The 19,924-nt window shown below is 75.1% G+C and carries 16 protein-coding genes and 1 pseudogene; 7 read left to right on the forward strand and 10 right to left on the reverse strand.

Going from position 1 to position 19,924, the window contains the following annotated elements:
- The first annotated feature begins 177 nt into the window (after positions 1–177).
- Positions 178–585, forward strand: a complete 408-nt coding sequence (locus AB2L28_RS18255; protein WP_370720420.1) for a hypothetical protein — start codon at positions 178–180, stop codon at positions 583–585.
- A 92-nt stretch (positions 586–677) separates the two neighbouring features.
- On the opposite strand, the gene AB2L28_RS18260 is transcribed toward AB2L28_RS18255, so the two are convergent.
- Entirely contained in the window at positions 678–1,355 is a 678-nt protein-coding gene (locus tag AB2L28_RS18260; protein WP_370720421.1) for a GAP family protein, read from the reverse strand.
- Between the two features lie 264 nt (positions 1,356–1,619).
- Here AB2L28_RS18260 and AB2L28_RS18265 point away from each other — a divergent pair, with 264 nt between their 5' ends.
- Positions 1,620–2,117, forward strand: coding sequence for a WapI family immunity protein (locus AB2L28_RS18265; RefSeq protein ID WP_370720422.1), 498 nt, complete (start codon positions 1,620–1,622; stop codon positions 2,115–2,117).
- A 122-nt stretch (positions 2,118–2,239) separates the two neighbouring features.
- On the opposite strand, the gene AB2L28_RS18270 is transcribed toward AB2L28_RS18265, so the two are convergent.
- A complete protein-coding gene (locus tag AB2L28_RS18270; protein WP_370720423.1) occupies positions 2,240–2,926 on the reverse strand; it encodes a hypothetical protein in 687 nt (228 codons plus the stop codon).
- Between the two features lie 228 nt (positions 2,927–3,154).
- On the opposite strand from AB2L28_RS18270, the gene AB2L28_RS18275 reads away from it, so the two are divergent.
- Together AB2L28_RS18275 and AB2L28_RS18280 are read left to right on the forward strand one after the other, a co-directional pair.
- Positions 3,155–4,162 carry an SMP-30/gluconolactonase/LRE family protein gene (locus tag AB2L28_RS18275; RefSeq protein ID WP_370720424.1) on the forward strand — a complete coding sequence of 336 codons (1,008 nt, stop codon included), beginning with the start codon at positions 3,155–3,157 and terminating at the stop codon, positions 4,160–4,162.
- Positions 4,153–4,668, forward strand: a complete 516-nt coding sequence (locus tag AB2L28_RS18280) for a DinB family protein (RefSeq protein WP_370720425.1) — start codon at positions 4,153–4,155, stop codon at positions 4,666–4,668. The genes AB2L28_RS18275 and AB2L28_RS18280 overlap by 10 nt, the downstream gene beginning before the upstream one ends.
- A gap of 19 nt (positions 4,669–4,687) precedes the next feature.
- Here the strand turns inward: AB2L28_RS18280 and AB2L28_RS18285 are convergent, their stop codons facing one another.
- The gene (locus tag AB2L28_RS18285) at positions 4,688–4,915 is read right to left on the reverse strand and encodes a DUF3046 domain-containing protein (RefSeq protein WP_370720426.1); all 228 of its coding nucleotides are present in this window, start codon (positions 4,913–4,915) and stop codon (positions 4,688–4,690) included.
- Between the two features lie 77 nt (positions 4,916–4,992).
- On the opposite strand from AB2L28_RS18285, the gene AB2L28_RS18290 reads away from it, so the two are divergent.
- Complete coding sequence (locus tag AB2L28_RS18290) at positions 4,993–9,711, forward strand: ATP-dependent helicase (RefSeq protein ID WP_370720427.1); 4,719 nt, start codon at positions 4,993–4,995, stop codon at positions 9,709–9,711.
- Between the two features lie 3 nt (positions 9,712–9,714).
- Positions 9,715–10,617, forward strand: coding sequence for a DNA-formamidopyrimidine glycosylase family protein (locus AB2L28_RS18295; RefSeq protein WP_370720428.1), 903 nt, complete (start codon positions 9,715–9,717; stop codon positions 10,615–10,617).
- Between the two features lie 285 nt (positions 10,618–10,902).
- Here the strand turns inward: AB2L28_RS18295 and AB2L28_RS18300 are convergent.
- The 6 genes and pseudogenes from AB2L28_RS18300 to AB2L28_RS18325 form a co-directional block, all read right to left on the reverse strand.
- Positions 10,903–11,149: pseudogene (locus tag AB2L28_RS18300) on the reverse strand (helix-turn-helix domain-containing protein); the annotation flags it as partial.
- A gap of 151 nt (positions 11,150–11,300) precedes the next feature.
- Positions 11,301–11,825 carry a CinA family protein gene (locus AB2L28_RS18305; protein ID WP_370720429.1) on the reverse strand — a complete coding sequence of 175 codons (525 nt, stop codon included), beginning with the start codon at positions 11,823–11,825 and terminating at the stop codon, positions 11,301–11,303.
- On the reverse strand, positions 11,822–12,394 hold the full coding sequence (pgsA, locus tag AB2L28_RS18310; protein ID WP_370720430.1) for a CDP-diacylglycerol--glycerol-3-phosphate 3-phosphatidyltransferase: 573 nt from the start codon (positions 12,392–12,394) through the stop codon (positions 11,822–11,824). The genes AB2L28_RS18305 and pgsA overlap by 4 nt, the downstream gene beginning before the upstream one ends.
- Positions 12,391–13,857, reverse strand: coding sequence for a 30S ribosomal protein S12 methylthiotransferase RimO (gene rimO / locus AB2L28_RS18315; protein WP_370720431.1), 1,467 nt, complete (start codon positions 13,855–13,857; stop codon positions 12,391–12,393). The genes pgsA and rimO overlap by 4 nt, the downstream gene beginning before the upstream one ends.
- A 67-nt stretch (positions 13,858–13,924) precedes the next feature.
- Positions 13,925–14,746 carry an NYN domain-containing protein gene (locus tag AB2L28_RS18320; RefSeq protein WP_370720432.1) on the reverse strand — a complete coding sequence of 274 codons (822 nt, stop codon included), beginning with the start codon at positions 14,744–14,746 and terminating at the stop codon, positions 13,925–13,927.
- Positions 14,747–14,861: 115 nt separating this feature from the next.
- Complete coding sequence (locus tag AB2L28_RS18325; RefSeq protein WP_370720590.1) at positions 14,862–17,417, reverse strand: DNA translocase FtsK; 2,556 nt, start codon at positions 17,415–17,417, stop codon at positions 14,862–14,864.
- A gap of 393 nt (positions 17,418–17,810) precedes the next feature.
- On the opposite strand from AB2L28_RS18325, the gene AB2L28_RS18330 reads away from it, so the two are divergent.
- Positions 17,811–18,947, forward strand: a complete 1,137-nt coding sequence (locus AB2L28_RS18330; RefSeq protein ID WP_370720433.1) for a heparan-alpha-glucosaminide N-acetyltransferase domain-containing protein — start codon at positions 17,811–17,813, stop codon at positions 18,945–18,947.
- 10 nt (positions 18,948–18,957) lie between these two features.
- Here AB2L28_RS18330 and AB2L28_RS18335 read toward each other — a convergent pair whose 3' ends face one another.
- Positions 18,958–19,884 (reverse strand): hypothetical protein, encoded by a 927-nt coding sequence (locus AB2L28_RS18335; protein ID WP_370720434.1) that lies wholly within the window; start codon positions 19,882–19,884, stop codon positions 18,958–18,960.
- Between the last annotated feature and the right edge of the window lie 40 nt (positions 19,885–19,924).

Below are 19,924 nucleotides of genomic sequence, written 5' to 3' on the forward strand. Positions count from 1 at the left end.
CCGACGCCACGCAGACCATGAGAGAGCCACACCCGTGAAGCCGGTGGGCAGACGAAATGGGAACGACGCGTCGGGCACCTCGACACAGCCTGGCCGGGCTGTTGCCGTGAGGGAAGTGAACAAGTAGACGAGAAGCGGACGAGTCCTGGTGCGCGGTGTCGCTGTCAGGATCATGGGATGGATGGTGACGACGAGCTGGAGAACGCCGCTGCAGAGGGCAGGCATCTGGTCGAGACCCTCGACGCTCTCCGCGCGTGGCTGCTCCTGGAGGACTCCTACGCTCGAGGCGGCGTACCCGATGAGGTCCTGCACTTCATCCACGACCACATCAGCCGCCTCCTCGGCCCTCAGGCCCACACGGTGGCCGGGAAAGTCCTGCACACGCACGTCGAGGCCGGCGGGGACCTGGCGGACCTGGCGCGCGACCGTTCCGCCTTGCTCAACCTCCTCGCCGCAATCGAGGGCGAGCAGCGACCAGCCCCTACGCACCGCTGGACTGCTCACGCACCGCTCAGCGGGCAGGCGATCCCCTCTAAGCGGACGTCAGCAGCGCAGGACGCGGACGACGGGAGCTCGGAGCCGTGACGACTTCGCGGTCATCCCGCAGCCCGCGTGGTCGGGACTTCATGGTCTTGCCGAAGAGCGAGCACGGTCACGAGCGTGCCGCCTCGGGCCCGTCAGCCACTTGAGCCCGCCCGTCCGGGAAGGACGAAGTGGGTGATCGCGTCGGCCAGCAAGAGAAACCCCACGATGCCCACGATCCACAACCACGTGCCGCGGGCACCGGCGCGCAACCGCGCGTCCCACCGCTGCATCCGCTGCCGCACCCGCGCCCCGGCCAGGCGGTAGGCCAGCAACAGCGCCACCGGCGGCAAGACCATGACCACGTTGTAGATGAACATCAGGGGAAGCCACTGCTGGACGTCCAACCCGGCCCGGGTGATCAGGCCGATGACGCCCAGGTAAGGCAGTGCAGTGGAGAACTCCACGACCGAGATGCCCGCCCCGAGCAGGAACAGCCCCGCGTGACCACGCGCCGTGGGTACCGGTGAGCGTGGGCGCTGGGCGGGGGCGAAAAAGCTGTAGACGAGCAACGCTGCACCGAGCAGGCCTTCCACGACGTAGGCCGCGTCGCTGTACCAAGCGTCACGCAACTGGACGGTGACCGCTTGCAGCCCCAGCAGCAGCAGACAGCCGGTGAGCAGGTAGGTGCTGAAGATGCCCGCGACGTAGGCCAGGACCCGTGAGCCTGGATCGGTGCGTGAAAGCAGCAGGTACAACGTCACCGCGATGGCTGAGGGGTTGATGCTGTCGATGAGCGCCAAGCCGAGCACCAAGGCCACCCAGGCGGCCATCCAACCCCCTCACCGCGTCAGCATTCCCACGCCCACCGCCCAGCCGTCACCGGGCCGGACAAGTCCGGATCACGGTAGTCAGCGCGGCTAGGTCACAACAGCACCGCCGCCAAGAACGCCCGCTCATCCCGCGTTGTGCGCGGTCTCGAACTGACGCCGACCTCGCGGTCGTGTCGAAGACCGAGCGGTCTCGAAGACCGTGCTCAGAGCAGGACCAAGCACCGCGTTGAGCATCCCCGCCAGTAGACGCGGGACACTCCCCAGGTGCAGCTCACCTCCACCGACGGCGCCGCCTTCGAGCTCCGCGTCAGCGGCTACGAGTACCCGGACCTCACCACTGCCGGCGAACCGGACGCCAACTGGCTCGTCGTGCACGGCAGGGTGCGCACCGCCGCCGGGGAGTCATGGGCGTTCGACGAGCCGGACCTGACTACGTGGGACGCGCGAGAGCTGCTCGACTGGCTGCACGCCGCGGCCGAAGGACGCCTCGAGCCGACGGACACCCCCGCCTCTGACCTCATGACGCACACGCTGATCTTCACCGAGCCCAACCTGGCCTTCAGCATCGCCGCGGTCGAAGGTGAGCACACGGTGCTGCGCGTGCACCTGTCCCTGGAAGCTGAGGCCAGCAGACCCGGATGGACAGGAGGACTCAGTCCCCGCATCTACGAGTACAGCATCCCGTTGCGGGTCGACCGGGCTCAGCTGCTCATGGCAGCTGAGCAGTGGAGTAGCGACATCGCGCTGTTCCCAGCTCGTTGACGACAGGGAACCACCGCCGTGGGGCGATGGTCTCGGCTTCAGCTGTTCCATCGTGCTCGTCCCGCTGCTCGCGCTCATCCCGCGGTGCGCGCGGCGCACGGTCATCCCGCGGTGTGCGCGTCTCAGTCCACTGGGGAGCTCGCTGAGCTCAACAGCCCTGCGTCCTGCACCAGCTGCACCGCATCGACCGCTGACCGTCGAGTCAGCAGCGTGACGTTCCACCGACGGCCGTCCTGGCCCGTCGGGGAGACCGACCACCCGACGCTGACCGCTCCACTGAGGTCAGCCTGGACACCGACCGCAGTCCCACCGACCTCGACCACGACGCAGTCACCTCCAGCCTTGACCGGGACGGGCAAGCCGTCGGCGTCCAGGTTGTGCCGGCGATGGATCATCGACAGCGGCCAGGGCCGGTCATCGGCCTCCTGGACGTAGATCGCCGTGACGTCAGCTCGCAGCACCGACGACGTCCGTGCCTGTCGCCAGTGCAGGTGCTGCGGCAGGTAGAAGACCGCGAACAGCGAGGTCACCGCCTGCCCGTCCTGGTCGACGACGAGCCTCGGCTCGCCTTCTCGTCCTGGCACCGCGAGGACCTCGCGCTGGCCGGTGGTGGATCGGGCAGGAAGACGCAACGGGGCGAAGCCGCTCAGCCGGCGCAGGCGCTCCGCGCGCACGGGGGCCCAGGACCAGTGCAGAGAACCGGGTGCTCGAGACGAAGGCCGCAGCGCGGACGTGAGCTCCTGCCCGCGCTTCAGCAGCCGCAGGGCCTCGACCACCTCCATGGACAGCTGCTGCGCCTTCTCGGGCATGTCCTCACCTCCCCTCGTCGCGGCGGTGACCTCCGTCCTAGCAGCTGCGCTGGTCCTTGCTCGTGCCGCTGAGCGCGACGTCACGGTCATCCCGCGGTGTGCGCGCAGTCGTGGGAGACCGGCACCTGCTCAGCCCTGCGACTGTCACCGAAGTCCTGACACGTGAAGTGTCACCGATGTCCTGGTGCATCACCGTGAGGCGTGTCGGCCCGCGGCTAGGCTCGGCGCGTGACGCAGCCGTCCTCCCCCAGCCCCTCCCCCGCCCCGCAGGTCCTGGACCCGCGCGGAGCGTCCCTCCTCCCGCCCGGCACGGTCCTCGAACGCCTCGGGTCCGGCAGCACGTGGGCCGAGGGCCCCCTGTGGTTGCCGGCCGAGCGCGCGTGCGTCGTCAGCGACATCCCGGGGAACCGGGTCCTGCGCTGGGACGAGTCCAGCGGCACCGAGGCCGAGGGCGGCGGCGGGCTCACCGTCCACCGCGACGGGGTGGAGTTCACCAACGGGCGCACGCTCGACCGCGAGGGTCGCGTCGTCGCGTGCTCGCACGGGCGGCGCGCGATCGAGCGCACGGAGGCCGACGGCACCACGCACGTCCTCGTCGACCGGTTCGGGGACGAGCGGTTCAACTCCCCCAACGACGTCGTCGTCGCGCGCGACGGGGCGATCTGGTTCACCGACCCGCCGTACGGCATCACCGTCGAGGTGGAGGGGCACGAGGGGTTCCGCGAGTACGGGGACAACTTCGTCTTCCGCTTCGACCCGGCGACGGAGGAGCTGCGCGTCGTCGTCACCGACGTCGAGGAGCCCAACGGGCTCGCCTTCTCCCCCGACGAGTCCCTGCTCTACGTGGCGGACACCTCCGCGGCACCCACCCCCGGCAACGGCAGCCACCGGCTCATCCGCGTCTACGACGTCCTGACCGGTGTGCGCGGCGGCCGCGGCGCCGACGCCGTCCCGTCCGGGCCGGTCGTGAAGAACGGCCGGGTGTTCGTCGAGGTCGACCGCGGCCTGGCCGACGGGTTCCGCGTCGACACCGCCGGCAACGTCTGGACGAGCAACGGCGACGCCGTCACCGTGTTCGCCCCCGACGGCACCCGGCTGCTCGAGGTCGTGGTGGGCGAGGTCGTGGCGAACGTCTGCTTCGGCGGCGCGGACGGCACCGACCTGTTCGTGGCCGCGTCCACGAGCCTGCACCGGCTGCGCACGACCGCCGTGGGCGCGGACCTGACGTGGCTCTGACCCCGGGGCCGGCGCGCCCCGAGCCGCCTCAGCGGGCCGGCGAGCGGGAGACCCTGGCGGGTTTCCTGGACTTCCACCGGGCCACGTTCGCGTGGAAGGTCGCGGGGCTGGACGCCGAGCAGCTGCGGCGCCGCGCGGTCGAGCCGTCCTCGATGTCCCTGCTGGGCCTCGTGCGCCACCTCGCCGACGTCGAGCGCAGCTGGTGGCGGGCCCGCGTCGACGGCCAGGACGCCCCGCCGGTCACGTACTCGCCCGAGAACCCCGACGGCGACTTCGACGACGTCGACGACGCCGACCCCCAGGAGGCGCTGGCCCGGCTGACCCGGGAGCAGGAGGAGGGACAGCGGGTCCTGGCGGCGCACGACCTCGACGACGTCTTCGAGCACCCGCGCCAGGGGACGACGAGCGTGCGCTGGGTGCTGGTGCACCTCGTGGAGGAGTACGCCCGGCACAACGGGCACGCCGACCTGCTGCGCGAGCGGGTCGACGGCGCGACCGGGGAGTGAACCCGGTCGCGCGGGACCGTCAGCGGCGCCGGGGCGGGCGCGGGTCCTTCCCCAGCCGGCGCGCGTCCGGCACGTCCATGGCGTCGCACAGGGCCAGCCAGATCGCCTTCGGGTCCACGCCGGCGTCCAGGGCCTCGCGCGCCGTCCGGTCCTCGAGGGCCAGCAGGTGCTGGTCGGCGGCCAGCGAGCGCCCGTAGGCGTCCCCGAACTCGTCGGTGACCAGGGTCCAGAACTCGCTGACGCGCATGGGCGCCAGGGTGCCACGGGGCCCACGGGCCGCCGTCACGAGGCGCACGTGTCGGAGGCGGGTGGTGTCATGACGAGGTGAGCACGCCCCGTCCCGCCGCAGCGGCCGCCGACCTGTCCGCGCCGGAGGTGCTGGGGCGGTTCTCCGAGGCCACCCGGGCGTGGTTCACGGGGGCGTTCGAGGCCCCGACCCCGGCCCAGCTCGGTGCGTGGGACGCCGTCAGCCGCGGCCAGCACGCGCTCGTCGTGGCCCCGACGGGGTCGGGCAAGACGCTGTCGGCGTTCCTGTGGGCCCTCGACGGGTTGGCCGCCGAACCGGTCCCGGAGGACAAGGACCACCGCTGCCGCGTGCTGTACGTCTCCCCCCTCAAGGCCCTCGCCGTCGACGTGGAGCGCAACCTGCGCTCCCCGCTGACGGGCATCCGGCAGGCGGCGCAGCGCCTGGGCCTGCCCGTCCCCGACGTGCGCGTGGGCGTGCGCTCGGGGGACACCTCGACCGAGGAGCGCCGCGGGTTCACCCGCACCCCGCCGGACGTGCTCATCACGACACCGGAGTCGCTGTTCCTGCTGCTGACGTCGAAGGCGCGCGAGCAGCTGCGCGGGGTGCGCACGGTCGTGCTCGACGAGGTCCACGCCATGGCGGGGTCCAAGCGCGGGGCGCACCTGGCGGTGTCGCTGGAACGCCTCGACGCGCTCGTCGCCGCCGCCGGCGGGGAACCCACCCAGCGCGTCGGGTTGTCGGCGACGGTGCGCCCGGTGCAGACGGTCGCCGAGTGGGTCTCCGGCGGCCGGCCCGTCACCGTGGTGCAGCCGCCGTCGACGAAGGAGTTCGACCTGCGGGTCGTCGTGCCCGTCGAGGACATGAGCGACCTGGACGCCTCCGGCCGCGGCGCGGAGGACCCGGACGACCTCACGGGCCAGGCGGCGGGGGACCCGCGCCGGGCGAGCATCTGGCCGCACGTGGAGGAACGCATCGTCGACCTCGTGGCCGACCACCGCTCGACGCTGGTGTTCTCCAACTCCCGCCGGTTGTCCGAACGGCTCACCGCCCGCCTGAACGAGGTCTGGGACGAGCGGCTGAACCCGGAGGGGGAGGACGGGGACACCCCCGCGGCTCCCCCGGCCGAGGTGATGGGTGCCGCCGGGCACGCGCAGAACCGGCCCCCCGTCCTGGCCCGCGCCCACCACGGGTCGGTCTCGAAGGAGCAGCGCTCCCTCATCGAGGAGGACCTCAAGGCCGGCCGGCTGCCCGCCGTCGTCGCGACGTCGAGCCTGGAGCTGGGCATCGACATGGGCGCGGTCGACCTCGTCGTGCAGGTCGAGTCCCCGCCCAGCGTGGCCAGCGGGCTGCAGCGCGTCGGCCGCGCCGGCCACCAGGTCGGCGCGGTCTCCCGCGGGGTGCTGTTCCCTAAGTTCCGCGGCGACCTGCTGCAGACGGCGGTGGTCGTCGAGCGCATGCGCGACGGCCGGATCGAGGAGCTGCGCGTCCCGGCGAACCCCCTCGACGTGCTGGCCCAGCAGGTCGTGGCGATGGTGGCGATGGACGAGTGGACGGTGCCGGACCTGCTGGCCCTGGCCCAGCGCGCCGCCCCGTTCGCGACGTTGTCGCGCGCGGTGCTCGACGCGGTCCTGGACATGCTGTCCGGGCGGTACCCGAGCGAGGAGTTCGCCGAGCTGCGCCCGCGGCTGGTGTGGGACCGCGTCACCGACACCCTCACCGGGCGCCCCGGGGCGCAACGGCTCGCGGTGACCAGCGGCGGGACGATCCCCGACCGCGGGTTGTTCGGGGTGTTCCTGGCCTCCGGCGAGGGGCCGGGGCGGCGCGTCGGGGAGCTCGACGAGGAGATGGTCTACGAGTCCCGCGTGGGGGACGTCATCACGCTGGGGTCCTCGGCGTGGCGGGTGGAGGACATCACCCACGACCGCGTCCTCGTGACGCCGGCCCCGGGGCAGCCGGGGCGGTTGCCGTTCTGGCACGGGGAGGCCCTGGGCCGGCCCGCCGAGCTCGGCCGCGCGCTCGGGGAGTTCGTCCGCGAACTCGGCTCCCTCGACGGGGGTTTCGGCGGGGACGCCGCGCGCGAGCGGGTGCTGGCCGCGGGCCTGGACGACTGGGCCACGGGGAACCTGCTCGCCTACCTCACCGAGCAGCAGGAGGCGACGCGGCACGTCCCGGACGACCGCACGATCGTCGTCGAGCGCTTCCGCGACGAGCTCGGGGACTGGCGCATCTGCCTGCACTCCCCCTTCGGCGGGCAGGTCCACTCCCCCTGGGCGCTGGCCCTCGGCGCCCGGATGCGCGAACGGTTCGGCGTCGACGTGCAGGCCATGCCCGCCGACGACGGGATCGTCCTGCGGCTACCGGACCTGGACCTGCCCGAGGGGCAGGCCCCCGACGTGGCCGACCTCGTGGCCCTGGAGGCGAACGAGGTGGCCGAGCTCGTGACGGCCGAGATCGGCGGTTCGGCGCTGTTCGCGTCCCGGTTCCGCGAGTGCGCCTCCCGGGCCCTGCTGCTGCCCCGCCGGCAGCCGGGCCGGCGCCAGCCGCTGTGGCAGCAGCGTCAGCGCGCGGCCTCGCTCCTGCAGGTCGCGAGCCGGTTCGCGAGCTTCCCGATCGTGCTGGAGACGGTGCGCGAGTGCTTGTCCGACGTCTTCGACGTGACCGGGCTCGAACAGCTCATGACCGACCTGGCCGCCCGCAAGGTCCGCATCGTCGAGGTCGAGTCGCCCCAACCCTCCCCCTTCGCCCGCGGCCTGATGTTCGGCTACGTCGCGCAGTTCCTCTACGAGGGCGACTCCCCGCTCGCGGAGCGGCGGGCCGCGGCGCTGGCCCTGGACCCGAGCCTGCTGGCCGAACTGCTCGGCCGCGGGGAGGGGGCCGCGCTGCGCGACCTGCTCGACCCCGAGGCCGTGCAGCGCACCGAGGACGAGCTGCAGCGGCTCGTCCCCGAGCGCCGGTCCACCGACGCCGAGGACGTCGCGGACCTGCTGCGCGTGCTCGGCCCGCTGACGACCGCCGAGGTCGCCGCCCGCAGCGAGGGCGACGCGACGCGCTGGCTGGCGGGGCTGGAGGACGCGCGCCGGCTCATCCGGGTCCGGATCGCCGGCCAGGAGCACTGGGCCGTCATCGAAGACGCCGGGCGCCTGCGCGACGGCCTGGGCACCCCGCTGCCCGTCGGCATCCCCGAGGCGTTCACCGAACCGGTGGCCGACCCGCTGGGCGAGCTGTTCGGGCGGTACGCCCGCACCCGCGCCCCGTTCACGGCGGCCGACGCCGCGGCCCGCTTCGGCGTGGGCCGGGCGGTGGCGCACGACGCCCTGCGCCGGTTGCAGGCCTCCGGGCGCCTCGTCGAGGGCGAGCTGCGCCCGGGCGGGACGGGGCTGGAGTTCTGCGACGCCGACGTCCTGCGCATCCTGCGCCGCCGCTCGCTGGCCGCGCTGCGCGCCGACGTCGAACCCGTCCCGCCCCGGGACCTGGCCCGCTTCCTGCCCGCCTGGCAGGGCGTGAGCACCGGACTGCGCCAGCGGATGCGCGGCGTCGACGGGGTGCTGCGGGTCGTGGAGCAGCTGGCCGGTGCGGTCGTGCCGGCCAGCGCCCTGGAACCGCTCGTCCTGGCCTCCCGCGTCGAAGGCTACGTGCCGTCGATGCTCGACGAGCTGACCGCGGCCGGGGAGGTCGTGTGGTCCGGTCACGGCAGCCTGCCCGGTGACGACGGGTGGGTCTCGCTGCACCCGGCCGACCTCGCCCCGCTGACCCTGCCGGACCCGGCCGAGGCCGACGTCGAGGTGGACACCGAGCTGCACCGGGCCGTCCTGGACGCGCTCGGTGGTGGGGGCGCGTACTTCTTCCGGGCCCTGTCCGAGGCGGTCGGCTCGAGCGACGACCCCGGGCTCACCGCGGTGCTGTGGGACCTGGTGTGGGCGGGCCGGCTGACCAACGACACCCTGGCGCCGTTGCGCAACCGCCTGAGCGGCCGCGGGGCCCACAAGCCGCGCGCGTCGGCGCCCCGGACGCGCTACGCCCGGCCCGGTCGCGCCCCCCGCGGCACCCGGCGCCTGGAACTGCCCTCCCGCGGCGGACCGCCGTCGGCGGCGGGACGCTGGTCGGCGCTGCCCGAGGTCGAGACCGACGCGACGGTGCGCGCGCACGCCAGCGCCGAGGTGCTGCTGGACCGGCACGGCGTCCTGACCCGCGGCGCCGTCGGCAGCGAGCGCGTCCCCGGCGGGTTCGCGGCGGTCTACAAGGTGCTGTCGGCGTTCGAGGACGCCGGCCGGGCCCGCCGCGGGTACTTCGTCGAGGGCCTCGGCGCGTCCCAGTTCGCCACGACGGGCGCGGTGGACCGGCTGCGGGACACGGCGAAACCGGTGGGCGGGGCGAGCCCGTCGCAGCGGCGCGGTGCGTCGGACACCGGGCCCGGTGCCCTCGTCCTGGCCGCGACCGACCCGGCGAACCCCTACGGCGCCGCCCTGGCGTGGCCCGAACGGCCCGAGGGCAGCGCCGGGGCGAGCGGGCACCGGCCGGGCCGCAAGGCGGGTGCCCTCGTCGTCCTCGTCGACGGCGAGCTCGCCCTGTACGTCGAGCGCGGGGGCCGGTCGGTGCTGTCCTGGACGGCGCAGGAGGACGTGCTGCAACCGGCGGCCGACGCCCTGGCCCTGGCCGTGCGCGACGGGGTGCTGGGCAAGCTGACCGTGGAGAAGGCCGACGGCAGCGGCGTCCTGGCCGCCGACTCCCCGCTGGGCCGGGCCCTGGAGGCCGCCGGGTTCCACGCGACGCCCCGCGGGCTGCGGATCCGGAGCTGAGGGGTGCCCGAGGGAGACGTCGTCTGGCGCACCGCGCGGCGCCTGCACCGGGCCCTGGCCGGCCGAGAGCTCACCGCGAGCGACCTGCGCTGGCCGAGCCTGGCCACGGTCGACCTCACCGGCCGCAAGGTCGTCGAGGTCGTCAGCGCCGGCAAGCACCTCCTGACGCGCATCGCGGCCGGCCCGGCGCTCGACGGGACCCAGGACCCGGCCCTCACGCTGCACAGCCACCTGCGGATGGAGGGGTCCTGGTACGTCGAGCGGACCGGTGACCCCCGCGGGCGCCGCTCGGCCTCCGGTGTCCGCGCCGTGCTCGGCACCGACGTGTGGACGGCCGTGGGCCACAAGCTGGGGATGCTCGACCTGGTGACCACCGACCGCGAGGACGAGCTCGTCGGCCACCTCGGCCCGGACCTGCTGGGTCCGGGCTGGGACCCGGGCGAGGCCGGTCGCCGGCTCCTCGCCGACCCCGACCGCGAGCTGGGGGCGGCGCTGCTGGACCAACGCGTCCTGGCCGGGGTGGGCACGTTCTACCTGGCCGAGGCGTGCTTCCTGGCCCGGCTCACGCCCTGGTCGCCGGTGCGGGACCTGGAGGACCCGGCGGCCTTCGTGGCGCTGGTGCACCGGCTGCTGGACCTCAACAAGGACCGCGCCGACCAGGTGACCACGGGCGACCTGCGCCGGGGCCGGCAGAACTACGCCCACGCCCGCTCGGGGCTGCCGTGCCTACGGTGCGGCGCCACCGTGCGGGTGGCGGTGATCGGGGACCCGCCGCAGGACCGGACGGCGTTCTACTGCCCCGGCTGCCAGCGCGGCCCCGCCCCGACGGACGACGGCCGGCCGCAGCGCCCGCTGGGCAGCTCCAGCCGGCCGCAGGCCGCGCGCACCTACCGCACGCGGAAGTGACCCGGGCTCAGGCCGCCGGGATGAGGCGTCGGCGCACGATGAGCTCCAGCTCGGCCGGCAGGCCCTCGAGCTCGACGGAGAACTCCCGGCTCGGCACCTCCCCGAGGGCGGAGTCGATGGCGTGGTCGACGACCGAGTCGACGGCCTGCTCGACGATCGAGTCCAGATCGGTGTCGAGGGCGCTGCCGGGGGCGTCGGCCGCCTCGGCCCGGTCGGCCACCTCGGGGCTGATGGGGCGGGGTGCCGCGGGGGTCGGGACGATCCCCTCGGCGGCGTAGCGACGACGTGCGCCCGGGCCCTCCTCGTCGGCGATGCGCCGCGTCACCTCGCCCAGGACCTCGGACAGGGGCACGTCCAGGGCGGTGCAGATGGAGGCCAGCAGTTCGCTGGAGGCCTCCTTCTGGCCGCGTTCGACCTCGCTGAGGTACCCCAGGGACACCCGGGCCGTCGAGGAGACCTCGCGCAGGGTGCGCTGCTGCCCGCGCCGTTCGTCACGCAGCACGTCACCGATCGTCCGGCGGAGCACGACCATGCGACGGCCTCCCTCAGGGAGTCGAGGTGGCAGTCCGCGCAACGCCGGTCGTCCGTCCGGACCTGCTCGGTGGCTGCCTGTGGTGGAACCACCACCGTACCCCGGACGGGGCGCGGAGGTGGTGGTGGGAACGGAGTTGCGCACGTCTGGCTCAACTCCCCGCGGGGTCGTCGTGTTCCTCCGCGGGGGCGGCGAGCAGGGCCGCGAGCTCGGCCAGGACCGCGCGCACCGTCTCCCGGCGGACCGCGGGCCGCTCGCCCGGCACGTCGAGCCGCACGTGCCGGGCCCCACCGGGCAGCTCGTCGGCCGCCAGCCCGACGAAGACCGTCCCCGCGGGGAAGCCGTCGGCCGGGCCCGGTCCGGCGACGCCCGTCGTGGCCAGGCCGACGTCGGCACCCAGCACTCGGCGGGCACCGCGGGCCATCTGCTCGGCGACGGCGCCGTCGACGGGACCGGTGCGCGCGAGGGCCGCGGCGTCGACCCCGAGGACGCTCACCTTCAGCGCGGTGGCGTAGGCCACGACGCCGCCGCGGACGACGGCCGAGGCGCCCGGGACGTCGACGAGGGTCGCGCACAGCAGGCCGCCGGTCAGCGACTCGGCCGTGGCGACGGTACGACCGGCGGCGGTCAGCGCCGCGACCACCGCGTGCGCGTCGGCGGCGGGGCCGGCCGTCACGGGCGCAGGAGCCTGGCCCCGGCGACGAAGTACGCCCAGGCGCTCCAGACCGTCAGGACGACCGCGACCGCCATGACGGCCAGGCACAGCGGGTCCAGCGCGGCGGGCAGCGGCAGGACGAACAGCCCCACGGCGACCGTCTGCACGACCGTCTTGATCTTGCCGCCCTTGGCGGCGGGGATGACCCCGCGGCGGATGACGATGAAGCGCAGCAGGGTGACGAGCAGCTCGCGGGCGAGGATGACCACGGTCATCCACCACCACAGCCGTCCCTGCAGGGACAGGACGAGCAGGCCGGCGCCGATGAGCGCCTTGTCCGCGATGGGGTCGGCGATCTTGCCGAAGTCGGAGACGACCTCCCAGCGGCGGGCCAGGTGCCCGTCGTAGCGGTCGGTGATGCTGGCGGCGACGAAGACGACCGTCGCGGCGAGCCGCCAGCGCCAGTTCGTGCCGCCGTCGGCGGCCAGGAACCAGACGAACACCGGCACGAAGACGATCCGCAGCACCGTCAGCGCGTTCGGCAGGTGCACCCGGTGCGTGTTCCAGTGCAGACCCGCCTTGGTGCTCATGCCCCGACCGTAGTCCCCACCAGCGGCTCCGCGAGGAGGTCGGCCCCGGCGACCCCCGTGACCCGGGCGCGCACGACGTCGCCGACGGCGACCGTCACGCCCGGCGGCAGGTCCAGCTCGGTCTCGCCGTCGACGTCCGGTCCCTGGTGGGCGGCGCGGCCGACGACGTGCGGGTCGCCGTCCTCGTCCACGACGGACTCCACGAGCACCTCGACGACCTCCCCGAGCCGTTCCTCGGCGCGCTGGGCGACCAGCTCCTCGACGAGGCGGCTGACGCGGTCGGCGCGGGCGGCGACGACGTCCTCGGGCAGCTTCCCCTCGAGGGTCGCAGCCTCCGTGCCGTCCTCGTCGGAGTAGCCGAAGACCCCGACGACGTCGAGCCGGGCGCGTTCGAGGAAGGAGCACAGCTCCTCGACGTCGTCCTCGGTCTCCCCGGGGAAGCCGACGATGACGTTGGACCGCACGCCCGCGGTCGGGAACCGTTCGCGCACCTGCTCCAGCAGGGCCAGGAAGGCGTCGGTGCTGCCGAAGCGGCGCATGCGGCGCAGCACGTTCGGCGCGGAGTGCTGGAACGACAGGTCGAAGTACGGCACGACCCCGGGCGTGGCGGTCAGGGCGTCCAGCAGACCGGGACGGACCTCGGCCGGCTGCAGGTAGGAGACGCGGACCCGCTCGATGCCCTCCACGGCGGCGACCTGCGGCAACAGGGCCTCCAGCGCCCGCAGGTCCCCGAGGTCCTTGCCGTAGGAGGTGGTGTTCTCGCTGACGAGGAAGACCTCCTTGACGCCCTGCCCGGCCAGCCACCGCGTCTCGGCGAGGACCTCGCCCGCGGGCCGGGAGACGAAGGACCCGCGGAAGGCGGGGATGGCGCAGAACGAGCAGCGGCGGTCGCAGCCCGCCGCGATCTTGACCGGCGCCCACGGGCCCGAGCCGAGCCGTCGGCGCACGACCCGCGGACCGCTCGCGGGGGCCAGGCCCTCCGGCAGGTCGGGTTCGGCGACGGTGGTGGCGGCACGGGCGGCCTGCCGGTCGGCCGGGGCCAGCGGCAGCAGCGTGCGGCGGTCGCGCGGGACGTGGGACTCGCGCGCCTCGCCGTGCAGGATCGCCTCGAGGTGGCTCGACAGGTCCCCGTAGGAGTCGAACCCGAGGACGGCGTCGGCCTCGGGCAGGGACTCGGCGAGGTCCTTGCCGTAGCGCTCGGCCATGCACCCGACCGCGACGACGGCCTTCGTCCGCCCCGCCTCCTTGAGGTCGGCCGCGGCCAGGACCGTGTCGATGGAGTCCTTCTTGGCCTGCTCGACGAACCCGCAGGTGTTGACGACCGCCACGTCGGCGCCGTCCGCGTCCTCGACCAGGGTCCAGCCGGCGTCGGCGAGGCGCCCGGCGAGCTCCTCGGAGTCGACGTCGTTGCGGGCGCAGCCGAGGGTCACCAGGGCGACGGAACGGGTGGGGGTGGCGGGCACCGATCCAGGGTACGTGGCCCCGGACCCGGTCCCGCCCGACCGCGGGGTCAGGCGCGCTCAGGCCCGCTCAGGCGGTGCGGGGCCGCGGGGCGTGCGGGGGCTGGGCCCGCGCCACCTCCCCCACGTCGGGGGCCCCGGGCGCGGGCGCGTCCGGCGCGTGCGGGGCGGGGGGACCGACGCGCGACGGGTCGGCGTCGCGGGCGGGTTCGGGAGCGTGCGGGTGGTCCAGGGACGCCCCCTCCTCCAGGAGCGCGCGCATGGGCCGGGTGGGCCGGAACCAGCCCCCGTCCGGCGGCAGGGCCGTCAGCCGGGTGCGGCCCAGGGAGACCTGGAACGAGCCCGGCACGTCCTCGAGGTCGACGAACTCGATGAGCGGGGACTCCTGCGCGTAGCCGGCGACCTCCGCGAACGACAGCACCACCACGCGCACCCCCGCGCGGTGCAGCTCCTCCAGGGGGGCCAGGAAGTTGCGCCCGTCCCCGCTGGCCACGACCACGCGGCGCAGCCGGTGGCTGGCCCGGCGGGAGGCGATGTGCTGCAGCATCGCGTCGTCGACGTCGTCCTCGGGGTGCACCTTGGGCCGGGCGAACACGGCGTACCCGAAGTTGCGCAGCGCTTCGATCCAGCCCCGCAGCGACACCGCGCTCGTCGGGTGGACGTTGGTGAACACGCAGCCCTCGACCTCGTGGTCGGCGGCCTCGGCGAGGAACCAGCGGGCGATGGCGTCGAAGCGCGGGCGGTCCGAGGACGCCGGCCGCGACCCGAGGATCGAGGACAGCGTCATGTCGATGTTCGGTGCGTCCCAGACGAGGAGGTCGAGGTCTCGGCGCTCGCCGTCGCGGCGATCGCCGGGCAGCCGGACGGGCTCGGTGGGTCGGGGCGCGTCCATGGTTCAAAGTTACACGGAGAGTCACCGACAGGCGACGCCTTGCTCGCTCTCCGTGACGTGTCGTCGCCCCCGGCTCGGCCTCGTCGACGCCACCCGCGCCGAGGCCGAGCGGGGGTCAGCGGCGGTCGAGCAGCTCCCAGGCGTCCTCGGACCCGTCCCCGTCGACGACCTCGGGCTCGCCCGCGGGCTCCTGCGCGCTCGGCGGTTCCTCACCGCGCATGAGGGCGAGGGTGGCGGGCAGGTCGTCGGGGCGCACGAGCACGTCGCGGGCCTTGGACCCCTCGCTCGGGCCCACGACGCCGCGCGACTCCAGCAGGTCCATGAGCCGGCCCGCCTTGGCGAACCCGACCCGCAGCTTGCGCTGCAGCATCGACGTGGAACCGAACTGCGTCGTGACGACGAGCTCGGCGGCCTGCAGCAGCACGTCGAGGTCGTCGCCGATCTCCTCGTCGATCTGCTTCTTCTGCGTCGGCGCGACGACGTCCTCGCGGTACACGGGGCGCAGCTGCGCCTTGACGTGCGAGACGACGGCCTCGATCTCGCTCTCGGTGACCCAGGCCCCCTGCACGCGCATGGGCTTGGAGGCGCCCATCGGCAGGAACAGCGCGTCGCCCTGGCCGACGAGCTTCTCGGCACCGGGCTGGTCCAGGACCACGCGGGAGTCGGCGAGCGAGCTCGTCGCGAAGGCCAGCCGGGAGGGGACGTTGGCCTTGATGAGCCCGGTGACGACGTCGACCGAGGGGCGCTGGGTCGCCAGGACCAGGTGGATCCCGGCGGCGCGCGCCAGCTGCGTGATGCGCTGGATGGACGCCTCGACGTCGCGGGGGGCGACCATCATGAGGTCGGCCAGCTCGTCGACGATCACGAGCAGGTACGGGTAGGGGTGCAGCACCCGCTGCGAGCCCTCCGGCGGCGTGACCTTGCCCGCCTTCACCGCCTTGTTGAAGTCGTCGACGTGCTTGAATCCGAACGCGGCGAGGTCGTCGTAGCGGACGTCCATCTCGCGCACGACCCACTCCAGGGCCTCGGCGGCCTTCTTCGGGTTCGTGATGATCGGCGTGATGAGGTGCGGGATGCCCTCGTAGATCGTCAGCTCGACGCGCTTGGGGTCGACCAGGACCATGCGCACCTCGTCCGGCGTGGACCGCATGAGGATCGAGGTGATCATCGAGTTCACGAAGCTCGACTTCCCGGCGCCGGTGGCCCCGGCGACGAGCAGGTGCGGCATCTTCGCCAGGTTGGCCACGACGAACCCGCCCTCGACGTCCTTGCCGACCCCCATGACCATCGGGTGCTCGGTCGAGGTCGCCGCGTGCGAGCGCAGGACGTCGCCGAGGGAGACCGTCTCGCGGTCGCTGTTGGGGATCTCGATGCCGATCGCGGACTTGCCGGGGATCGGGGACAGGATGCGCACGTCGGCGCTGGCCACCGCGTAGGCGATGTTCTTGGACAGCTGGGTGACGCGCTCGACCTTCGTCCCGGGACCGAGCTCGACCTCGTAGCGCGTGACCGTCGGGCCGCGGGAGAAGCCGGTGACGCGCGCGTCGATGTCGAACTGGTCCAGCACCCCCGACAACGCCTCGACGACGCGGTCGTTGGCGGCGCTGCGCTCCTTCGGCGGGGTCCCCGGCGTCAGGGCCGCCGCCTCGGGCAGCGTGTACGTCACGTCCGGGGCGAGGGTGAGCTGCTCGATGCGCGGCGGCAGCGGGGTGGCCTCCGGCGGGGCGAGGTCCGCGGGCTTGCTGGCGGGCACGGAGGCCCCGTCGACGACGGGCGCGGCGGGGCCGCCGTCGGCGGCCAGCGCCTCGCGCACGGACGGGACGTCGGAGGGCACGGCGCGGCGCTCGCCGGGGCGGGGCCGGCGTCCGGTCCCCTCGACGGCGGCGTCGGTGATGGCGGCCTGCTCGAAGGCCTCGTCCCCGACGCGGGCGGCGGCCTCCTCCGCCTCGCGCGCCTCCTGGGCCTTGCGCCCGCGCCGGCGCGGCGGGGCGTCGTCCTGCCCCGGCCCGGCCTCCAGCGCGCGGGCCGCGCGCTGGCGGGCCAGGGCGCTGGCGGGCAGGTCCCCCCGGGAGGGGCGTTCCTCGGGCGCGGGCCGGTGCGGGTGGTGGGTCAGCCGCTCGTAGGCCTCGCGCGCGCGGGACGGGATGGCGTGCACCGGCGTGGCGGTGAGGACGAGCACGCCGAAGAAGCCGAGCAGCACGAGGATCGGCACGACGACCCACGCCGTCAGGGCCGTCGTCAGGGGACCGGCCACGAGGAAGCCGAGCATCCCGCCGGAGTCGGTGACCGCACCGGCGCCCTCGGGCCCGGTCGGGGACGGGGCGCCGGTGGCCAGGTGCACGAGGCCGGCCGTGGCCAGCGTCAGGGCGATCGAGCCCACGACGGCGCGCGTGGTGGTCTGGGTGTGGTCGGGGTGGCGCAGCAGGTGCACCGACAGGCCCACGAGCACGACGGGCAGCACGAGGGCGACCTCGCCGAACGTCCCGGCGACGACGGTGTGGACGAAGGCGCCGGCGCGGCCGGGCAGGCCCCACCACTCGCGGGCGGCGACGACGATCGCCAGGGCCAGCAGGGCGAAGCCGGCGCCGTCGCGGCGCAGCTCGGGGTCGAGGTCGCGGGCGCCGGTCCCGACGCGCCGGGCGGCCCCGCCGACGAGGTGCGCGAAACCCATCCACACGGCCGTGACCGCGCGCACCGGCCAGGACGGCTCCGTGCGCACGGGGGCGCGCTTGGCGGCGGGCCTGCTCCCCGAGCGGCCGGCCGCGGGACGCGCGCCCCGGCCGCCGCTCGAGCGCGCGGGGGCCTTGCCCCCCGCCGCCGGCTTCGTGCCGGACTTCGTGCCACCTCGCGATCCGGTCGCCACGGTCGAGGCCCCTCCCCTGCTGCTGGTGCGCTTGGTCGTTCGCGCGGTCGCGCCCCGGGTGGCCATGCGGTCACCGTACCCGGGCACGACTGCTCCGCCCGGGCGAGCGCCCAGCCGGGTCCCAGCCTCTCCCGCGCGGCGGCGGGACCGCCGCCGACACGCCGCGACCGGCCCCCGGGACCGCACCGGCAGACTGGCCCCGTGCCCCCGCCCACCACCGCCACCACCACCGCCCCCGGCCGCCTGGTCGGGGTCGACCTGGCCCGGGCCGTCGCGGTCGCGGGGATGATGGCCGTGCACGTCCTGCCCGGGCAGGAGGCGCCCGGGGCCGCCGGCGCCCTGTACTCCCTCGCCCACGGCCGCGCCTCGGGCCTGTTCGCCGTCCTGGCCGGGCTCTCCCTGGGGCTGGCGACGCGCCGCGACGGGCACGACCGCGCCGCCGCCCGCACCTCCGTCCTCGTCCGGGGCCTGCTCGTGGCCCTCCTGGGCCTGCTGCTCGTGGACGCCGGCGGCCGGGTCGCGGTGATCCTGCCGTACTACGGCGTCGCCTTCGCCGTCGTGCTGCCGTTCCTGTGGTGGCCGGCGCGCCGCCTGGCGGTCCTGGGCGTGGCCTGGCTGGCCCTGGCTCCGCTGCTGTCCTTCGCGGTGCGCCGCGCGGCGGGCCTGCCGTCGCAGTACGAGCAGCCGACGCTGGGCTGGCTGACCCGCCCGGGCGACCTGCTGGAGACGCTGGCCCTCACCGGCTACTACCCGGTCGTCGGCTGGGCCGGGTACCTCGTGCTCGGGCTGGCGGTCTCACGGGTGGACCTGCGCGCGAGCGCCGGTGCGCTGCGCGTCCTCGGGGTGGGCGCGGTGCTGGCCGCGGCCGCGTGGCTGGCCAGCGGGGTGCTGCTGGGACCCGGTGGGGGGCTCGCCGCCCTGCGGGTCGTGGCCGGGCCGTCGGCCGGACCGGACGGCACCGACTTCTACGGCACCGTCCCCACGGACTCGCCGTGGTGGCTCGCGGTGGTCGCACCGCACTCGGGGACGCCGTTCGACCTCCTGCACACGGCCGGCACGGCGCTCGTGGTCATCGGTGCGGCGTGCCTGCTGCCCGCGGCGGTGACGCGCTTCCTCGTCCCGGTGGCCGCCGTGGGCGCCATGCCGCTGACGGTCTACACCGGGCACGTGCTGGCCCTGGCCGGCACGGACGAGCAGTCCCTGCGCCTGTGGGGTCTGCACGTGGTCGTCGCGCTGGTCGGGGCGACCGCCTGGCGCCTCGTCGCGGGTCGCGGGCCGCTGGAGGTCGTGGTGGGTCAGGTGGCGTCGGCGGCCGGTTCTCCCCTGCGGCGCCGCTGACCGGCCCGGCTCAGGACCCGTCGGGCCCCTCGGACGGGGTGGGCTGGCGCACGGCCCGGTCCAGGACCGGGGCGACGGACTGCTGCGGGGTGGACGGTCGGCCGGGTTCGGCCGGGGTCTGCACGCGCACCTGCACGCGCACCTGCCCCGGGGTGGGCGTGCTCACCTCGCCGGTGACCGTGACGGGGTGGGGCAGCGGCACCTGCACCGTCACCGACCCGGTGGGGGGGCTCAGGTGCTCCGGCAGGGGCACGGGGAGCTCGACGGAGGCCGACAGCAGGTCGGGGGCGCCCGCCCCGGCAGCGGTGGGCGCGGGGTCTGCGGGCGCGGGGTCTGCCGGAGCGGGCCCGGTCGGAGCGGGCCCGGTCGGAGCGGGCCCGGTCGGGGCGGGGTCCGTCGGTGTGGGCTCGGTCGGGGCCGGCCCGGTCGGTGCCGGGCCCTCCGGTGGCGTCGGGACGGTCCTCGGCGCGGTCGTCCCGGTGGGAGCGGGCGCGGCCGGGGACCGCGTCACCCCCGGGTGACCCGCACCGGCCGGCGTCGACCCCTCGACGACGGGGCCGGCCGGCGCGGACCACGACCCCGACCCCGACCCCGACCCCGACGAGGACGAGGACGTCGACGCGGCAGGAACGTCCGTGCCCGCTCCCGGCGGGGAGGAGGGCGAGGCCGTCCCCGGCGCGGTGGACGCGGGCACCCGGGCGGCCGGGGACGACGAGGACGGTGCGGCCGCCGCGAACGGGGTGGGGGTCCCCACGACCGGTGGGGCGGACCCGGCCGGCACGTCGGCGCGGTCCACGAGCAGGACACCGCCGAGGACGCCGAAGGAGAGGGTCACCCCGGCGGCGACGACCCGCGCGGGCCGGCTGCCGAGGAAACCGCCGGTGGAGTGCCGCGGGGAGTAGGCGACCTCCGACCGGGTCCGGGGAGGCGTCTGCACGGCGTGAACCTAGCACCCCCGGTCGCAGTCCGTAGTCCTG

The sequence above is a fragment of the Kineococcus mangrovi genome, assembly GCF_041320705.1.
GTDB classification, from domain to species: domain Bacteria; phylum Actinomycetota; class Actinomycetes; order Actinomycetales; family Kineococcaceae; genus Kineococcus; species Kineococcus mangrovi.